At 53.5% G+C, this 14,497-nt stretch carries 16 protein-coding genes; 5 read left to right on the forward strand and 11 right to left on the reverse strand.

All coding sequences use genetic code 11. The annotated features are described in order from the left end of the window. Positions 1 to 86: 86 nt before the first annotated feature. The 5 genes from M0D42_RS04880 (at position 87) to rpsI (ending at position 4,424) form a co-directional block, all read left to right on the forward strand. Complete coding sequence (locus tag M0D42_RS04880; RefSeq protein WP_265020481.1) at positions 87 to 515, forward strand: PaaI family thioesterase; 429 nt, start codon at positions 87 to 89, stop codon at positions 513 to 515. Between the two features lie 378 nt (positions 516 to 893). Then, a complete protein-coding gene (locus M0D42_RS04885; RefSeq protein ID WP_265020482.1) occupies positions 894 to 2,267 on the forward strand; it encodes a PLP-dependent aminotransferase family protein in 1,374 nt (457 codons plus the stop codon). A gap of 64 nt (positions 2,268 to 2,331) precedes the next feature. Beyond that, a complete protein-coding gene (locus tag M0D42_RS04890) occupies positions 2,332 to 3,309 on the forward strand; it encodes an SLAC1 anion channel family protein (RefSeq protein ID WP_265020483.1) in 978 nt (325 codons plus the stop codon). Between the two features lie 165 nt (positions 3,310 to 3,474). Next, a complete protein-coding gene (gene rplM, locus M0D42_RS04895; protein WP_265020484.1) occupies positions 3,475 to 3,936 on the forward strand; it encodes a 50S ribosomal protein L13 in 462 nt (153 codons plus the stop codon). Positions 3,937 to 3,938: 2 nt separating this feature from the next. Then, positions 3,939 to 4,424 carry a 30S ribosomal protein S9 gene (rpsI, locus tag M0D42_RS04900; RefSeq protein ID WP_265020485.1) on the forward strand — a complete coding sequence of 162 codons (486 nt, stop codon included), beginning with the start codon at positions 3,939 to 3,941 and terminating at the stop codon, positions 4,422 to 4,424. A gap of 133 nt (positions 4,425 to 4,557) precedes the next feature. Here the strand turns inward: rpsI and M0D42_RS04905 are convergent, their stop codons facing one another. The 11 genes from M0D42_RS04905 to M0D42_RS04955 form a co-directional block, all read right to left on the reverse strand. Next, complete coding sequence (locus tag M0D42_RS04905; protein ID WP_265020486.1) at positions 4,558 to 5,175, reverse strand: TetR/AcrR family transcriptional regulator; 618 nt, start codon at positions 5,173 to 5,175, stop codon at positions 4,558 to 4,560. Beyond that, entirely contained in the window at positions 5,168 to 6,037 is an 870-nt protein-coding gene (gene ppk2, locus M0D42_RS04910) for a polyphosphate kinase 2 (protein WP_265020487.1), read from the reverse strand. The genes M0D42_RS04905 and ppk2 overlap by 8 nt, the downstream gene beginning before the upstream one ends. A 41-nt stretch (positions 6,038 to 6,078) precedes the next feature. Beyond that, entirely contained in the window at positions 6,079 to 7,032 is a 954-nt protein-coding gene (locus M0D42_RS04915; RefSeq protein ID WP_265020488.1) for an alpha/beta fold hydrolase, read from the reverse strand. Next, positions 7,016 to 7,939: a homoserine O-acetyltransferase MetA gene (gene metA / locus M0D42_RS04920; protein ID WP_265020489.1), complete on the reverse strand. Its 924-nt coding sequence runs from the start codon at positions 7,937 to 7,939 to the stop codon at positions 7,016 to 7,018. Before metA ends, M0D42_RS04915 begins: the two co-directional genes overlap by 17 nt. A 45-nt stretch (positions 7,940 to 7,984) precedes the next feature. Then, positions 7,985 to 8,842 carry an ATPase gene (locus M0D42_RS04925; protein WP_265020490.1) on the reverse strand — a complete coding sequence of 286 codons (858 nt, stop codon included), beginning with the start codon at positions 8,840 to 8,842 and terminating at the stop codon, positions 7,985 to 7,987. Between the two features lie 116 nt (positions 8,843 to 8,958). Continuing rightward, positions 8,959 to 10,074 (reverse strand): OmpP1/FadL family transporter, encoded by a 1,116-nt coding sequence (locus M0D42_RS04930; RefSeq protein WP_265020491.1) that lies wholly within the window; start codon positions 10,072 to 10,074, stop codon positions 8,959 to 8,961. A 108-nt stretch (positions 10,075 to 10,182) separates the two neighbouring features. Then, positions 10,183 to 11,049 carry a DMT family transporter gene (locus M0D42_RS04935; RefSeq protein WP_265020492.1) on the reverse strand — a complete coding sequence of 289 codons (867 nt, stop codon included), beginning with the start codon at positions 11,047 to 11,049 and terminating at the stop codon, positions 10,183 to 10,185. 53 nt (positions 11,050 to 11,102) lie between these two features. Next, positions 11,103 to 12,008: an NAD-dependent epimerase/dehydratase family protein gene (locus M0D42_RS04940; RefSeq protein WP_265020493.1), complete on the reverse strand. Its 906-nt coding sequence runs from the start codon at positions 12,006 to 12,008 to the stop codon at positions 11,103 to 11,105. A 57-nt stretch (positions 12,009 to 12,065) separates the two neighbouring features. Further along, a complete protein-coding gene (locus tag M0D42_RS04945; protein ID WP_265020494.1) occupies positions 12,066 to 12,344 on the reverse strand; it encodes a putative quinol monooxygenase in 279 nt (92 codons plus the stop codon). A gap of 87 nt (positions 12,345 to 12,431) precedes the next feature. Further along, a complete protein-coding gene (gene guaA / locus M0D42_RS04950) occupies positions 12,432 to 13,991 on the reverse strand; it encodes a glutamine-hydrolyzing GMP synthase (protein WP_265020495.1) in 1,560 nt (519 codons plus the stop codon). An 88-nt stretch (positions 13,992 to 14,079) separates the two neighbouring features. Beyond that, complete coding sequence (locus tag M0D42_RS04955; protein ID WP_265020496.1) at positions 14,080 to 14,385, reverse strand: DUF6477 family protein; 306 nt, start codon at positions 14,383 to 14,385, stop codon at positions 14,080 to 14,082. Between the last annotated feature and the right edge of the window lie 112 nt (positions 14,386 to 14,497).

Below are 14,497 nucleotides of genomic sequence, written 5' to 3' on the forward strand. Positions count from 1 at the left end.
CTCCTATGCTTTTGCCGCAAGCCTAGGTGGCAACGAATGTCTGGGAAAGTCATTGCGCGTAAGACGTTGCGGCAGAAAGAGATGGGATGAAGCCAGTTTTAACAAGATCGGAAGCGATCAGCTTTCTTGATGAGGTGTTTCCACAGATCAACGGCGAGTTTCATTTGGATCAGATGGATGGGGAGACCACTATCATGCGCCTGTCGCCGCAGGAGAAACACCTACGTCCAGGCAATACCGTGTCTGGTCCGACGATGTTTGCACTGGTTGATGTCACCGCCTATGTCGCCACGCTTGCCATCATCGGCCGCGAAGCCTTGGCAGTGACCACACATTGTTCCATGGATTTCATGCGAAAACCGCTCCCGGATCGGGATCTGGTAGCGACGGGAACCCTGCTGAAACTTGGGCGTAGCCTCGCGGTGGTGGATGTGAAGCTGCATTCGGAAGGGCGCGAAGGCTTGGTGGCTTCAGCGAGCCTGACCTATTCCATTCCGCCGTTGAAGCAGACCTAGAAGAAAAAAACCGGGGACAGGCCCCGGCTAAAGTAAGTTCTGGCGTCCGACGGGGTTTGCGTCCGCCAGAAGGGTGGTTGGTTGCCCAAAGCAACCCGCTTCATCGGGAGTGACACCGAATCTGCGTTACGCCGAAGTACTGATCCAGTAGGACAAAGTACGGGAGTACGATGGCGCCGATCCCATGACTGCGGCCTTTGTGTCTCAAGCGCACGTTGAAAAGATCCGGAAGAGGTGTGGACCGATCAGCGATCAACTTGTCAACAACACGCAGGCTTACGCCACGGAAACCTTCTGAATTGTATTGATACAAAACGTTAGGTGTACTACGAGTGCTGGGTACAATAGCGAAATTGTTCAGTCTAGGAAAACATTGTAATGGGTACAAATTGGGAACCAATGTTGGCGCAAACGGGCCGGGCGAAATACAGAGCTTTGGTTGAAAGCATCGGCAAAGGGATCGCTGAAGGGGCGCTTGTGCCTGGGCAAAAATTGCCCCCAGTACGCGAGTTGGCTTTCCGGCTGAACATCACACCGGGCACTGTCGCGCGGGCTTATTCGATCCTCGTCGATGACGGAACCTTGGTCGCTGGCGTTGGTCGCGGAACCTATGTGGCGGAACCAACGCCGGCAGCGTTTGAGGCCGATGCGGGTGGGATGATTGATTTCTTCAGTCCGCGCATTCCCAAAATGGGGCAAGAGGAATTGATCCGTGATGCGCTCAAGAGAGTCGCCTTAGATTTGCCGTCTAACGCATTGATGCAATACCCAAAACGCGAGACCAATCTTCCCGCAAGGAAGGCCTTCGCAGACTGGATGAAAGATGCGCCGGTTGGACATTATTCGCTGGATGATATTGTCATCACCCACGGTGGCCAGAACGCCATTTTGCATGTCATGCAGGCGTTGCTGCGGGGGCATGATCCAGTTGTCTTGGTCGATGAAGTAACTTTTTCGGGCTTTCGAAAAGCAGCCGAGCTTTGTCGCGCGAGGGTTGTAGGAGTCCCTTGGGACGGCGAAGGTCCCGATCCTGTTGCGCTCGAAAATTTGGTACAATCGACGGGGGCAGGCCTGTATTGTACCTCCGCCGAGGTGAATAATCCGACCACCCGATCGACAACCGCGCGGCGTCGTCGTGAAATCGCCGCGATTGCCTTAAGGCATGGGATGCATGTGTTGGATGACGATTGTTATCACACAGGGAACCACACGGCAGAAAGCTACCGCGCATTATTGCCTGACCTCGGCTGGTACATCAGCTCTCCATCCAAACTTGTTTCCCCAAGTCTGCGAGTGGGTTTCACTATTCCGCCGCGAGGCTGGGTGGGAGAGATGCTGCGCAGCGTGCAATTCAGTCATTTTGGCGTCTCCAGCATCCTGACAGAGGCCTTTGCCCTGGTGATGTCAAACCCGAAGCTGCCGGGCATCATTGAAAAGGTTCAGAGCAGGATCAATTCAGATCTGAGGTTTGTGGTTAATCAGCTCGGTGGCTATCCAATCCGTTGGCGGAGCAACGTTCCCTTGGTCTGGGTCGAGCTGCCAAGTGGTTGGCGCGCGCCGGCCTTTGCTCAGGCAGCGGAAGCGCGTGGGGTTGAAATGAAGTCTGCGGATGAATTCACCCTTCGAGAAGGGCGCGCAGTGCATGCGGTGCGCATTGCATTGAATGGACAAATGGATCAGTCGCGGTTTGAAGAGGGTATCCGGATCATTCGCAGTCTGCTGGATAACCCACCGCGCAGTTTCACAACTTGAATTGAGCATTGAAAACACATTCCATTATTTGTATGTGATTGAAAAATGCCCCCGGAGATAGACAATGACCGATGCCACGGCGCCAGATACTTCGCTTAGCCTGAGACATTTTCCAATTGCTTTCTTTGCCGTGGTTATGGGGATGTGGGGTTGGGTTTTGGCGTCTCAGGCAGCGGTTGGGGCAGGGGTTTTACCCTCGGCGTTCTCAGTTAACTTACGCTGGCTTGCGGTTCTGATTACAGTTCTGATCTTTGTGACCTACGGAATAAAAGCGGTCCTCTATCCATCTGCCTGCAAGGCAGAGTGGCGCACACCACCGAAACTCGCATTTTTTCCTGCGGCGTCTATATCGCTTTTGTTGGTTGGAACGGCTTTTCTAGATGACGCTCCTGCTTTTGCTGAAACGATCTGGTTGATCGGCGCGATTGCGCAAGGAGTGTTGGCACTGGCGGTGGTGTCCAGTTGGATAAACCACCGATCTCTTGAAGTTGGTCAATTGAGCCCTGCCTGGTTCATTCCTGCGGTCGGGAATGTAGTTGCGCCACTCGCAGGGGCTCAGCTTGGCTATATCGAATTGTCGTGGCTGTTTTTGTCTGGCGGATTGATCTTCTGGCTGGTGCTTTTGACGCTGGTGATCAACAGGTTGATGTTTCACGATCCTTTGCCCGGAAAGCTCCTACCGACACTCGTTATTCTGATTGCACCGCCTGCGGTTGCTTTTTCTGCTTATGTTGGTTTGACCGGGCAGGTGGATGGCTTTGCCCGTATCTTGATAAACGCTGCATTTGTGTTTGGCCTTTTGGTGCTGATTCAATTGCCTAAATTCAGAACCTTGCCATTCGCTCTAAGCTGGTGGGCGCTAAGCTTTCCGGTTGCCGCACTTGTCGGCGCAACATTCACCTTTGGCAGGCTAGTTGACTTGCCTGTTTACACCAATATCGCGGCTTTGATCCTCGGGGCGCTGACGCTTGTCATGGTCGCATTGGTGCTGAAAACCCTCTTGGTGCTTGCAAAGGGGCATTTTTTCCGCCCAGAGGGGTGATTTTTATGGGGTAAAATAATACCTATTTTTTAAGTCGTTGATTTTAAACATATAATTAGCTATTGATGCGCTTGACTGCGTTTTCCACAGCTTTATAACCCGCCCATCGAATTAAGACATGTCGAGTGACTCGTCATGTTTGTCACCAAACTTAGGTAGACCATTATGAAAACCTTCTCTGCTACTCCGGCAGACATCGAGAAGAAATGGATCATCATCGACGCCGAGGGCGTGGTGCTGGGCCGTCTTGCATCGATCGTTGCTATGCGCCTGCGCGGCAAGCACAAGCCGTCTTTCACGCCACACATGGATTGCGGCGACAACGTTATTGTCATCAACGCTGACAAAATTCAGCTGACTGGCAAGAAACGCACTGACAAAAACGTTTACTGGCACACAGGTCACCCAGGCGGCATCAAATCCCGCACTGTTGGTCAGATCCTGGAAGGTCAGTACCCAGAGCGCGTTGTGACTGCAGCTGTTAAGCGCATGCTGCCAGGCAACCGTCTGTCCCGTCAGATCATGACAAACCTGCGCGTTTACGCTGGTGCTGAGCACCCACATGAAGCGCAAGCACCAGAAGTTCTGGACGTTGCGTCCAAGAACTCTAAGAACACGCGGAGCTAATCATGACTGATCAAATCAACTCCCTTGAAGAGCTGTCCGCAGTTGCAGGCGAAGAAGCTGTAGTCGAAGTTGCAGCACCTCGTGAGCCAGTCCGTGACGAGCTGGGCCGTTCCTACGCAACTGGTAAGCGTAAAGACGCTGTTGCACGCGTTTGGATCAAGCCAGGTTCTGGTCAGGTTGTCGTTAACGGCAAACCACAGAACGAATATTTCGCACGTCCGGTTCTGCAAATGATCCTGGCGCAGCCATTCTCTGTTGCAGGCGTTGAAGGTGAATTCGACGTATACGCAACCGTGAAAGGTGGCGGTCTGTCCGGTCAAGCGGGCGCGGTTAAGCACGGTATCTCTAAAGCTCTGCAGCTTTATGAACCATCCCTGCGTGGCGCACTGAAAGCCGCTGGCTTCCTGACACGCGACAGCCGTGTTGTTGAACGTAAGAAGTTCGGTAAGCGTAAAGCGCGTCGTTCCTTCCAGTTCTCCAAGCGTTAATCACTTCTGGATATCGATACGGAAAGGGCTGTCTTCGGACGGCCCTTTTTGCATTTCGTTAGGGCTGGAAATGCGCTTTGCGCACTGGGGATGTCATCCCCAGACCCCTGAAGGTATTTGGACCAAAAAGAAGTTAGGCGTCGGGTTTTATCAGCCCAAGTCCCCGTAAGTAAACGCCAATACCGGTTTCTAGAAGATCCTCGGGGGGGAAAGGGCTTTGGGTGCCAGGCGAGTTTCGCGCGAAGAGTTCGACCACGCCGTGGCTCATGGCCCAGATATGGGCCGAGAACATGCTCGCAGGAGGGCGTTTTTCCGGTGGGATGTGTTCTGAAAGGTCAGCTGCGGCTTGCTCCATCACACCGCGTGCACGGCTGGCCACTGTCGCAAGTTCAGGTGTACGATTGACGGAGATGCCGCTTTCAAACATCGCGATATAGTGGCCCGGGTATTTACGGGCAAACGCGAGATAGGCGCGGCCTGTGGCCTCAAAACTCGCGAGGGCTGAGGGTTGGCCTTTGTCATAGGCAAATTGCATCAAATCAGCAAAGATTTCATAGCCTTGGCGGGCCGCCTCAGCGATCAGATCTTCGCGGCCTTCAAAGTGGCGATAGACCGCAGCGGGGGTCACGCCAGCGGTTTTGGCCGCTTCTGACAGAGTGAATCCTGTCGGGCCCTTGGCTTCGATCAATGTCAGGGCCGCTTCGACCAAAGCCTGGCGCAGGTTGCCGTGGTGATAGCCGCGTTTAGGCATTCCAGATGTCCTTTGAGCCGCAGACCTGCAGATCACAGGACCCAACCGAATTGGCGTCTTTGCGGCTGTAGTCAATGTGACTGAGAACATGGCGGATCGCATTCAAGCGCGCGCGGCGTTTGTCGTCGCTGCGGACAACTGTCCAAGGTGCTGTCTCGCTCTCTGAACGCTCCAGAGTTTCGCGGATTGCATCGCTGTAGGCATCCCATTTCTTCAGGCCTTCAACATCAATCCAGCTGAGTTTCCATTGTTTCAGGGGGTCGCTTTCGCGGCTCAGGAAGCGGCGGAGTTGTTCGGCTCGTCCTACGTTAAGCCAGAACTTGAAGAGTAGGATACCGTCCTCAACCAGCATTTTTTCAAAGTCTTGAACCTGAGCGAAGAAGTGCTCGCGCTGGGTGTCGTCACAAAAGCCAAAGACCTTTTCGACGACGCCGCGGTTGTACCAGCTGCGGTCAAAGAAAACGATCTCACCCGCCGCAGGCATGTGCTGGATATAGCGTTGGAAATACCACTGTGTGCGTTCGGTCTCTGTTGGTTTGGAGAGAGCCACGACGCGCGCGCCACGCGGATTGAGGTTTTCGCGAAAGCGCTTGATGGTGCCGCCTTTGCCAGCGGCATCCCGGCCTTCAAAGACAATCGCAACCCTAGCGCCGCTTTCTTTGGCCCAGGCTTGCAATTTCACAAGCTCGATCTGTAGCGCGGCTATTTCGCGCTCATAGTCCTTACGGCCCATGCGTTCTGAATGTGGGTAGGAGCTGTCAAGGATATCGCCTTTATCCGCAGTTGCGATGGCTTCACGGATCCCTTCCGGCGCTTCGGAAGAATAGAAGGTGCTGATTGCGCCATCAAAGGGCAGATCCATATGCGGTCTCCATTTTTTCTTAATATGGCAATGGGATGGCGTTAGTGCAATGCAGCGCGGGTGGCCGCGCGATGCACTGCGGCAATGATGTCATCTTTGGCGGAATGATGTGGCATATGGCCGATACCCTGCAGAACCATCAGTTCTGCGAGCTCCAATTGCGCGGCGAGCGGGCGAGAATGGATTTCCAGACCGACCGTTGTATCTGCATCGCCGTGCACGAGTTGGATGGGCACGGTGATTTCATCGTAGCGCTTTGAGAGCAATTGGATCTCATCAAGAAGCCCCGCACGTTGCAGGGCATTTGCGCGCAGGGACTTGCGGCGCAGGGTGAGGCCCGGCCCAAAGTGATCTGCGTATCCCTCCGGTGCGGCTTGCGGTGCAAACACACTTTCGACTTCGTTCGCCACGCGCTCGTTGCTGACCCATGCGGTGAGCACGGGTGCTGCGATGGGGCTCAGAACCGGGTGAGACATGACTTTGTAGAAAGTCGAGAGCCCAGAGGTCCAAGGCAGGGATGGGGTTGCAAGACCGACTAAGGCAGACAGATTGTCTGGATGGTTCACAGCCCAGGCAAGGGCGACTGAGCCGCCGTAGCTTTGGCCCATCACGATGGGTTTTTCAGCACCGAGCTGCGCGGTAGCCTTTTGTAAAAGAGATGCCTGGCGATCGATTGTCGCGTCATCAATGGCGTCTGAATACCCTAGCCCAGGACGATCAAGGGCGATTACGCGGTAGTCACTGGCCAGAGCTTCCATCAGACCAAAGGTGAAGTCGCGCGTGCTGCCCGAAGAGCCATGGATTAGCACCAGATCGGGGCCCTCGCCACGGACAACCGCGTGAACATTCACGCCGTCCACCACAAGGATTTCTCCCTCAGGCGGGAAGGCGGCTTCTGCCCGCGCCTCATTGCTGCGGGCTTTCCACAGGGTGGATGCTACAAAGACAACCACAAGGATCACTAATAAAATGAACAGTTTAGCTGCCAATTTCATTCAGATTATAATGTGTGGTTTCATAAACTTCGGTGATCCAGTTGCCGTAGAGCAAGTGCGCGTGGCTGCGCCAGCGGTTCTGAGGCGGCTGGGAAGGATCGTCATCCGGATAGTAGTTCATCGGCACATTGATCGGAGTGCCTTCGGCAACATCACGGTCATATTCCTGCTTCAGCGTATCACTGTCATATTCGAAGTGATTGAAGATATAGAGCGCGCGGTGCTTGCTGTCTTCGACCAGACAAGGCCCAGCCTCATCGCTGCCCAGAAGCGTTGTCAGGGCGGGGGCCGCATCAATCTCTTCCTGTTTCATCTCTGTCCAGCGGCTGACAGGGATGACGCAGTCATCGGAAAACCCGCGTAGATAATGGCTGGCAGGATCAAGGTTCTGATGACGGAAGCAGCCAAAGGCCTTGGCGTCCAATATGTGTTTCTTCACACCGTGGAAGTAGTTGATCATCGCCATGCCACCCCAGCAGACGCCAAAGGTCGAATGCACATGGCTCTGGGTCCAGTCAAAGACCTCGCAGAGCTCGTCCCAATAGGTGACGTCATCAAAGGGCAGATGTTCAATCGGGGCGCCGGTGATGATCAGGCCATCAAACTTCTCGCCAGAGGCTTTCACTTCTTGGAAGGAACGGTAGAACTCTGCCATGTGTTCTGCTGCAGTGTTTTTGGTCTGATGCTCGCTCATGCGAATGAGCGTCAGCTCAATCTGCAGCGCAGTCGCCCCAATCAGACGGGCAAATTGGTTCTCCGTCTGAATTTTCTTTGGCATCAGGTTCAGAAGGCCAATGCGCAGAGGGCGAATATCCTGCCGGGCCGCATCACGCTCCGACATGACCATCACGCCTTCGCGCGAAAGCACGTCGAAAGCAGGCAGGTCGGAGGGTAGTTTGATCGGCATTGGATAGACTTCCTATATGTTGGAAGGTTGTATGTAGGGCAGTTGTTATGTGCGCTCAAGGGCGTCTGCGATCAGGGCATCAAAGTCTGACGCAGATGTGACCTTGGAAACCTCTTTGGCATCCACTGTGATGCCCCATTTCGACATGGCTTCATAACGCGGCTGCCGGTGCGCCAGCGCCTTGGCATAGGCGAAACGCACAAAGGCATCCGGGTCGACATCTTCCGGCGCACACCTTTCTTGTGCGAGGAACTCGCTCCAACGCGCGTGTAGAAATTCTGGCTGATAATACATGGGCTTAGGAGACTTGTCGAAACGGCGGATCAACTCTTCTGAATGGGCCTCAGAACCTTTGATCCAGACCATCAGTGTGTTTTCAGATAGCGCGTTCAGGACTGGATCGTCAGGGTTGTCCGGGTCCACAACTTCGCAGATCGAACCACCGGTGTCACAGATAAAATTGTCATAGCCATAAAGCGCGCGCGCGCGGTTGATGAAATGAGCTGTGTCCAGCAGGGCGGAAATTTCTGCTTCGCGATGCAGGTCTTGCCGGCGCATGTATTCATCAAAGGCCACGCCGCCTTTTTCAGGATTGCCGGGTTTGCCCAGATAGGTCGACAGGGGGTTGAGGTTATTGAAGGTGATGTTTGAACCGATGTAGATGCTGTCGGTTAGCAGAAGTTCCCGCAGAAAGGGGACTTTCATCGCTTCAGCTTTAGCGTTGTCAGCAATATGTTCGCCCATGTAACGCGTGCCGATGCGATAGTCGATTGAGTAGTGAAACCATTCGCGAGTGTCGCGCAACATGTTGGAAAGATGTGTCTTTCCAAGGCCTGACATGGCGAAAAGCAGCACTTTCTTTTGCTTGGCGTTGCGCCAATCATCTGCGGATTTATAAATCATCTCGGGCCTCAAACATGGTCGATTGTTGGTAGCGGCCCGCAGCGCAGCGGTCAACAAGTGCCACAAGAAAACCCCGCCGGATGGGCGGGGCGTAGAGGTCTGCAAATCAGTTCTTACTAGAAACGGTAGCGAATACGCAGACCCGCGCCAATAGCGGAGTTGTCCGTAAAGCTCGCGACGGCTGCCCCTGCTGCAGAAGAAACAGTTGTTTCAGCATCGCCGATCATAACGTAACTAACGCCACCGGTGACTTCGATTTTGTCCATCTTGTAGGTGGCTCCAACGGTTAGTGCAGTGCGTCCGTTTGTTGGACCAAGGTTGGTATAAAAGCCATCATTGCTTGGTTCATGTGTTATTGAAATCGCTCCAGACCAAGTCTCGTTGAAGCGACGTCCGACACCAAGCGTGTAGGTGAAAGTGTCACTTGGATAGCTTACCAGAGCTGAGGTTGTCGTAGTTGTGTAGCTGTTTGGTGACAGATTTAATTCTGACCAATCCACCCAGCGTACACTACCGAATAGCAGTGTGTCTGCGGCAATTCCGGTTTGGAAGTCCAAGTTTAAGCTCTGCGGTGTTTCATATGATAACGTCGACGGGCCTGGTGCAACGCCGCCTATTTCTGTGACCGAATTGCTATGTTCGATCGCCGAGTTATAGGTCAAAGCTACCCGCAACGCGATTTCCGGCTTTTCATAGGCCACACCAGCGGTGTAGCCCCATGCCCCATTGGTATCGCTGCTGACGGAATAGCCGCCTGGAATAAACGGAATGTTTGCCTCTGCTCTTATGGTTTGGTAGCGGGCGACGCCATATACGCTGATGTTTGAATCAGTCGTGTACTTCAAAATTCCGGTCAGTGCGTTGCTCTCTAGCGTCGCAGTGGCGTCGCTCGCAAAATAACTGGGCGAAGTTGGATATGCTGTGTTGGCTCCGAATGGTTGATCATAGATCAACGCGAAAGACAGATTCTCTGAAAAATCCTGTTTGATTGCAAATCCTAAATTTGAGTAGCTTTCTGCCAAATCGCCAGATTCAAGCCCAGCTGGCCCAAATGGTGCGAAGTTCCCGGTCGTTTCCCCAGAGACAGAAGGATTCACAAAACCAAGACTAAATTCCACAAGATTGCCATCTTCAAACAAAATAGTTGGCGATTGCGCTGTACGCTCAATGCCCCCAGCGGATGCCGTTGTTGCGGTCAAAACTAACCCAGCGGCGAATTTCCATGCCTGCATGCTCCCACGCCTCCCCACGTGTACTTTTAAAGTGTGAAGAGGCTAAGGAATGGTTGACGTGCACGTCAACTGTTGACCAAGCGTTAAACTGGTCAGTCTACCGCAAAGTTATGTGCCTTTGTTTTTCATTTCTGATATAATATTCAGATAGTTACCGCCAAAAATGAATATGGCCCCCAAGAGCACCATCAAGTCCATAGGCTCCGCATAAAAGAGCGCGCCGACCACAGCGATGGCTGGAAGACGCACAAAATCGATTGGCGCGCAGACAGAGGCAGGGGCCAAAGTCAGCGCCATCGAGATGCAGAGATGGGCAACCAGGCCAGTGATTGTGATCACCGTAAGGGGAATAAACATTGCTGCGCTTGGAAGGGCGATATCTCCGTCAAAACCTGCAAAAATGAGGCTTAACACTGTTTGCATGAGCAGCATATGAAGCAAGAGCGCAAAGATGCTTTCATGCAGCAGGAGCTTCTTTGAATAAATGTAGGTCAGCGCAAAACCGATCGCGCAGCCTAGGGCAGCGAAAGTGCCCGTTCCAAGGGGAACTGCGCCGGGTCGCGCTACGATCAAGATACCAATAAATGCGATCAATGCCGCGGCTAGGCCGGCCAATCGCAATGGGTTTCCCAACAACAGCGGGGCGAGCAAGATCACCCAAATCGGCGTGGTGAACTCGAGCGCAAAGAGCTGTGCCAGTGGTAGGAGTGTCAGCGCATAGAACCAGAGGTTCTGCCCCATGAAGTGGAACAGGTTTCGAGAGGCATGCAGCCTGAGGTTTTGCACAGTAATATCCGCCCAACGCCCATAATAGCTGATCACAACAACCATAATCAGCGCTCCGAAAACGCTGCGATAGGCCATGATCTCGAATGTATCGAGCTCAACACTTACGGCGCGACCGGCGACGGCCATGGCCATAAATGAGACAATGGCGCCGCTCATCCAGATGGCGGCTTTGGCATATGCGTGCATGGCGCTCCCTCTTCAGGCGGAGATTGGCGGAAAAGCCATTGCTGGAAAAGCGATTATTTTGAGGTGACGCAGCGCTTTAGAGCTTCCTGAGGGGACAAAGGCGGTGTCCACCCACAAGAGGTTGCAGAAAACTGAAGCGTTTCAAACAGTTGATCGTAGAGATATGGCCGCCGGACAAGGCGAGAAACGCTGCGCATTAAAGGTTTCGGCAGGGTGAATAGCCGACGTGGTTTGCCCATCGCCTTGCGCAACTCTGTGCATATGGCCGTCGTGCCAAGGTCTTCGTGATCCGTGGCCAGAATGGTCTGAGGCAATTCCTGAGTCTGAACGCAGTGCCGGATCAGATCAGCAAGGTTTTGAACAGCAATCATGCTGCGCCGATTACCTGCATAGTCAAACGGCAGCGGATAGGGGCTTTGGCAGAGTCGCATCAGCTTGCGCCATAGCCCTGGTGCGTGCGGACCATAGACCTGCGGGACGCGTAGAATGGTGACCCGTATCGCGCTGTCCTTTAGCAGATCTTCAGCGGCAAGTTTGGATTTACCATAGGCTGTTTGTGGAAATGTCGGGTGATCAGCAGAGACTACCTGGTCGGAGTGATCAATGCCATAGACGGCAATTGTCGACATAAAGATAAAATGGCCAACACCCGCTGCCTCTGCCTGCCGAATCAGTTCTGCCGTGCCATCGCGATTGGCTTTCATCTGGTCAGCCAGTTCGGTTTTGGGGTCTTCCTTTCCGTGCACGCGCGCGGCGCAATGCACGACCGCCTTTGCACCCTTTAAGACGTTAGACAGGTCGCCCATATCCTCAAGGTCAAACCCGTGCACCAACCCAGTTGCTGGCTTTCGACAGAGCCCAACGGGGTATTCTCCGGCCTCGGCCAGAGCGCGCATCACATGTGTACCAACAAATCCGCTGGCTCCTGTCACAACGATGTGGGGCTGTTTTTCTGTCATCTCGCGTTCCATCTGCTTAAGACCGTTCATAGGCAAAGATGACAGAATTCCAAAGGCTTAATCTTCGATCTCTTCAACATTGAAATGACGCGGAATATCCTTCGTGACTTGCGCCCAAGCCGACGTGCGTGTGCGAGTCTGATGAAACTCAAAGGCTTTGCGATCGACAAATGTTTCGGCGACATCAAAACGGAATGGCATCTTCGGGTTCGGTGTTACTTCAAAAGTGAGATTGCCAGCTTCCGCTCGCGTAAGTTCGATGTGCAGTGGCAGTGCCTCTGTGACCTCAGCATAGCGATTTTCAGGAATGTCGATGTATCCAGTGAGGCGGATCATGCACTGCTCCTTACTAAGCTTTTGACCTTGCAAAAGTAAAAAGGCCAAGCGTGATCAAACGCTTGGCCCATTTTAATGCGAAATGCATCATTCCCATTCGATGGTGCCCGGAGGCTTCGAAGTGATGTCATAAGTACAGCGGTTGATACCTTTGACTTCGTTGATTATCCGCGTTGCGGTTTCACCAAGAAATTCATGGCTGAACGGGTAGTAGTCAGCGGTCATTCCGTCGACAGACGTCACTGCACGCAGAGCGCAGGCGTAGTCGTATGTACGGCCATCGCCCATAACACCAACGGTGCGTACTGGCAGGATTGCGACGAAGGCTTGCCAGATTTCATCATAAAGGCCGTGCTTGCGGATCTGGTCGATGTAAACCGCGTCGGCTTCGCGCAGAATATCAAGTTTCTCACGTGTGATCTCACCTGGGCAGCGGATCGCGAGACCCGGTCCAGGGAAGGGGTGGCGGCCAATGAAGCTTTGAGGCAGACCGAGTTCACGACCCAGCGCGCGCACTTCGTCTTTGAACAGCTCACGTAGCGGTTCAACCAGCTTCAGCCCCATCTTTTCTGGCAGGCCGCCCACGTTGTGGTGGCTTTTAATGGTCACAGATGGACCGCCGGAGAAGGAGACGGATTCAATCACGTCAGGATAAAGCGTGCCTTGCGCAAGGAACTCTGCACCGTCAATGGTATCGGCGTGTTTTTGGAACACATCGATGAACAGTTTACCGATGATCTTACGCTTGGTTTCTGGATCAGACTGACCATCAAGCTCGCCAAGAAAGAGTTCCTGTTCGTCGGCGTGAATGAGCTGCATGTTGTAGTTGTCACGGAACATGGTGACAACTTCTTCAGCTTCGCCTTTGCGCAGCAGGCCATGATCCACAAACACACAGGTCAGCTGATCGCCAATTGCTTCGTGGATCAGAACTGCGGCAACAGAGCTGTCCACACCGCCAGAGAGACCACAGATGACTTTCTTATCGCCAACTTGCTCGCGGATCTTTTCGATCATGATCTCGCGGTAGGCGCCCATGGTCCAATCGCCTTCGAAACCCGCCAGTTTGACGAAGTTCTCATATAGCTTCGCGCCATTTGGTGTGTGGTGCACCTCTGGGTGGAACTGAACCGCATAGAAATGGCGGGAGACATCCGCTGTAATTGCATAAGGCGCGTTCGGGGAGGTGCCGTAGACCTCAAAACCCGGTGCAATCTCTGACACGTGATCGCCGTGAGACATCCAGACTTGCTCGTCGCCATCTGCGAACCACCCATCCAGAATGTCGAGCTTGTTTTGCGGGGTTACATAGGCACGGCCAAATTCAGCGGTGCCATGGCCGCTTTCCACCTTGCCGCCCAATTGGGTCATCATGGTTTGCTGGCCATAGCAAATACCAAGAATAGGTACACCCAGATCAAAGATCTCCTGCGGTGCACGTGGGCTGCCCTCGCGGGTCACACTGTCCGGGCCGCCGGAGAAGATCACCGCTTTTGGTGCCATCTCACGCACGAAATCCATCGTGACGTTCTGATATGGGTGGATTTCACAGTAGACGTTCAGCTCGCGAAGGCGACGCGCAATCAGCTGCGTGACCTGGCTGCCGAAGTCGATGATGAGGAGGCGGTCATGGGATGTCTCTGTCATGGCTGCTGACTAGGGCCAGATGACTTGTTTAGCAAGCCAAATAGAGTGGCTGGGCGCAGCCTAGAGGTAAAAAATGTGAAGTTTTGTACTAGCGGGTCGGGGCTGAGCGATTGCGGAGCTCCGAAAGCAGTTGAAACTCTCCGATCAGGGCAATCAAAACGTCTAAATGATCTGCGAGCGAATAGCCTGCACGTCGATGCAAGCGACGGTCATTGTGCTCGTTTTCCAAATCCAAAAGAAGTTGCAAGGCTGCGCCGTGCTTTTGTGCAGCTTTACCCGGGAAAAGGCGTGCCAAATAGGTTTCCCGTCGATAGTCTTTTACTGCTGATTTCGCAGTTCGCACGAGCAGCTTTGGGCGATTGAGTTGCGCAACTCGCATTAGAACATCCTGCATGATCTCTCCTTTTGGTCGGAAACAGAATGGCAAGCCTTGCACAACTTATAGGGGTGTTGCGTCGCAGGAGTGCGCAGCGTGCTGCGGGTTTTACAACTGTTTAGTAATTACC

The organism is Cognatishimia activa, assembly GCF_026016445.1.
GTDB classification, from domain to species: domain Bacteria; phylum Pseudomonadota; class Alphaproteobacteria; order Rhodobacterales; family Rhodobacteraceae; genus Cognatishimia; species Cognatishimia activa_B.

Coding starts and splice junctions, on each gene's coding strand:
- M0D42_RS04880 (WP_265020481.1), top strand. CDS start 87: ATGAAGCCAGTTTTAACAAGATCGGAAGCGATCAGCTTTCTTGATGAG.
- M0D42_RS04885 (WP_265020482.1), top strand. CDS start 894: ATGGGTACAAATTGGGAACCAATGTTGGCGCAAACGGGCCGGGCGAAA.
- M0D42_RS04890 (WP_265020483.1), top strand. CDS start 2,332: ATGACCGATGCCACGGCGCCAGATACTTCGCTTAGCCTGAGACATTTT.
- rplM (WP_265020484.1), top strand. CDS start 3,475: ATGAAAACCTTCTCTGCTACTCCGGCAGACATCGAGAAGAAATGGATC.
- rpsI (WP_265020485.1), top strand. CDS start 3,939: ATGACTGATCAAATCAACTCCCTTGAAGAGCTGTCCGCAGTTGCAGGC.
- M0D42_RS04905 (WP_265020486.1), bottom strand. CDS start 5,175: ATGCCTAAACGCGGCTATCACCACGGCAACCTGCGCCAGGCTTTGGTC.
- ppk2 (WP_265020487.1), bottom strand. CDS start 6,037: ATGGATCTGCCCTTTGATGGCGCAATCAGCACCTTCTATTCTTCCGAA.
- M0D42_RS04915 (WP_265020488.1), bottom strand. CDS start 7,032: ATGAAATTGGCAGCTAAACTGTTCATTTTATTAGTGATCCTTGTGGTT.
- metA (WP_265020489.1), bottom strand. CDS start 7,939: ATGCCGATCAAACTACCCTCCGACCTGCCTGCTTTCGACGTGCTTTCG.
- M0D42_RS04925 (WP_265020490.1), bottom strand. CDS start 8,842: ATGATTTATAAATCCGCAGATGATTGGCGCAACGCCAAGCAAAAGAAA.
- M0D42_RS04930 (WP_265020491.1), bottom strand. CDS start 10,074: ATGCAGGCATGGAAATTCGCCGCTGGGTTAGTTTTGACCGCAACAACG.
- M0D42_RS04935 (WP_265020492.1), bottom strand. CDS start 11,049: ATGCACGCATATGCCAAAGCCGCCATCTGGATGAGCGGCGCCATTGTC.
- M0D42_RS04940 (WP_265020493.1), bottom strand. CDS start 12,008: ATGACAGAAAAACAGCCCCACATCGTTGTGACAGGAGCCAGCGGATTT.
- M0D42_RS04945 (WP_265020494.1), bottom strand. CDS start 12,344: ATGATCCGCCTCACTGGATACATCGACATTCCTGAAAATCGCTATGCT.
- guaA (WP_265020495.1), bottom strand. CDS start 13,991: ATGACAGAGACATCCCATGACCGCCTCCTCATCATCGACTTCGGCAGC.
- M0D42_RS04955 (WP_265020496.1), bottom strand. CDS start 14,385: ATGCAGGATGTTCTAATGCGAGTTGCGCAACTCAATCGCCCAAAGCTG.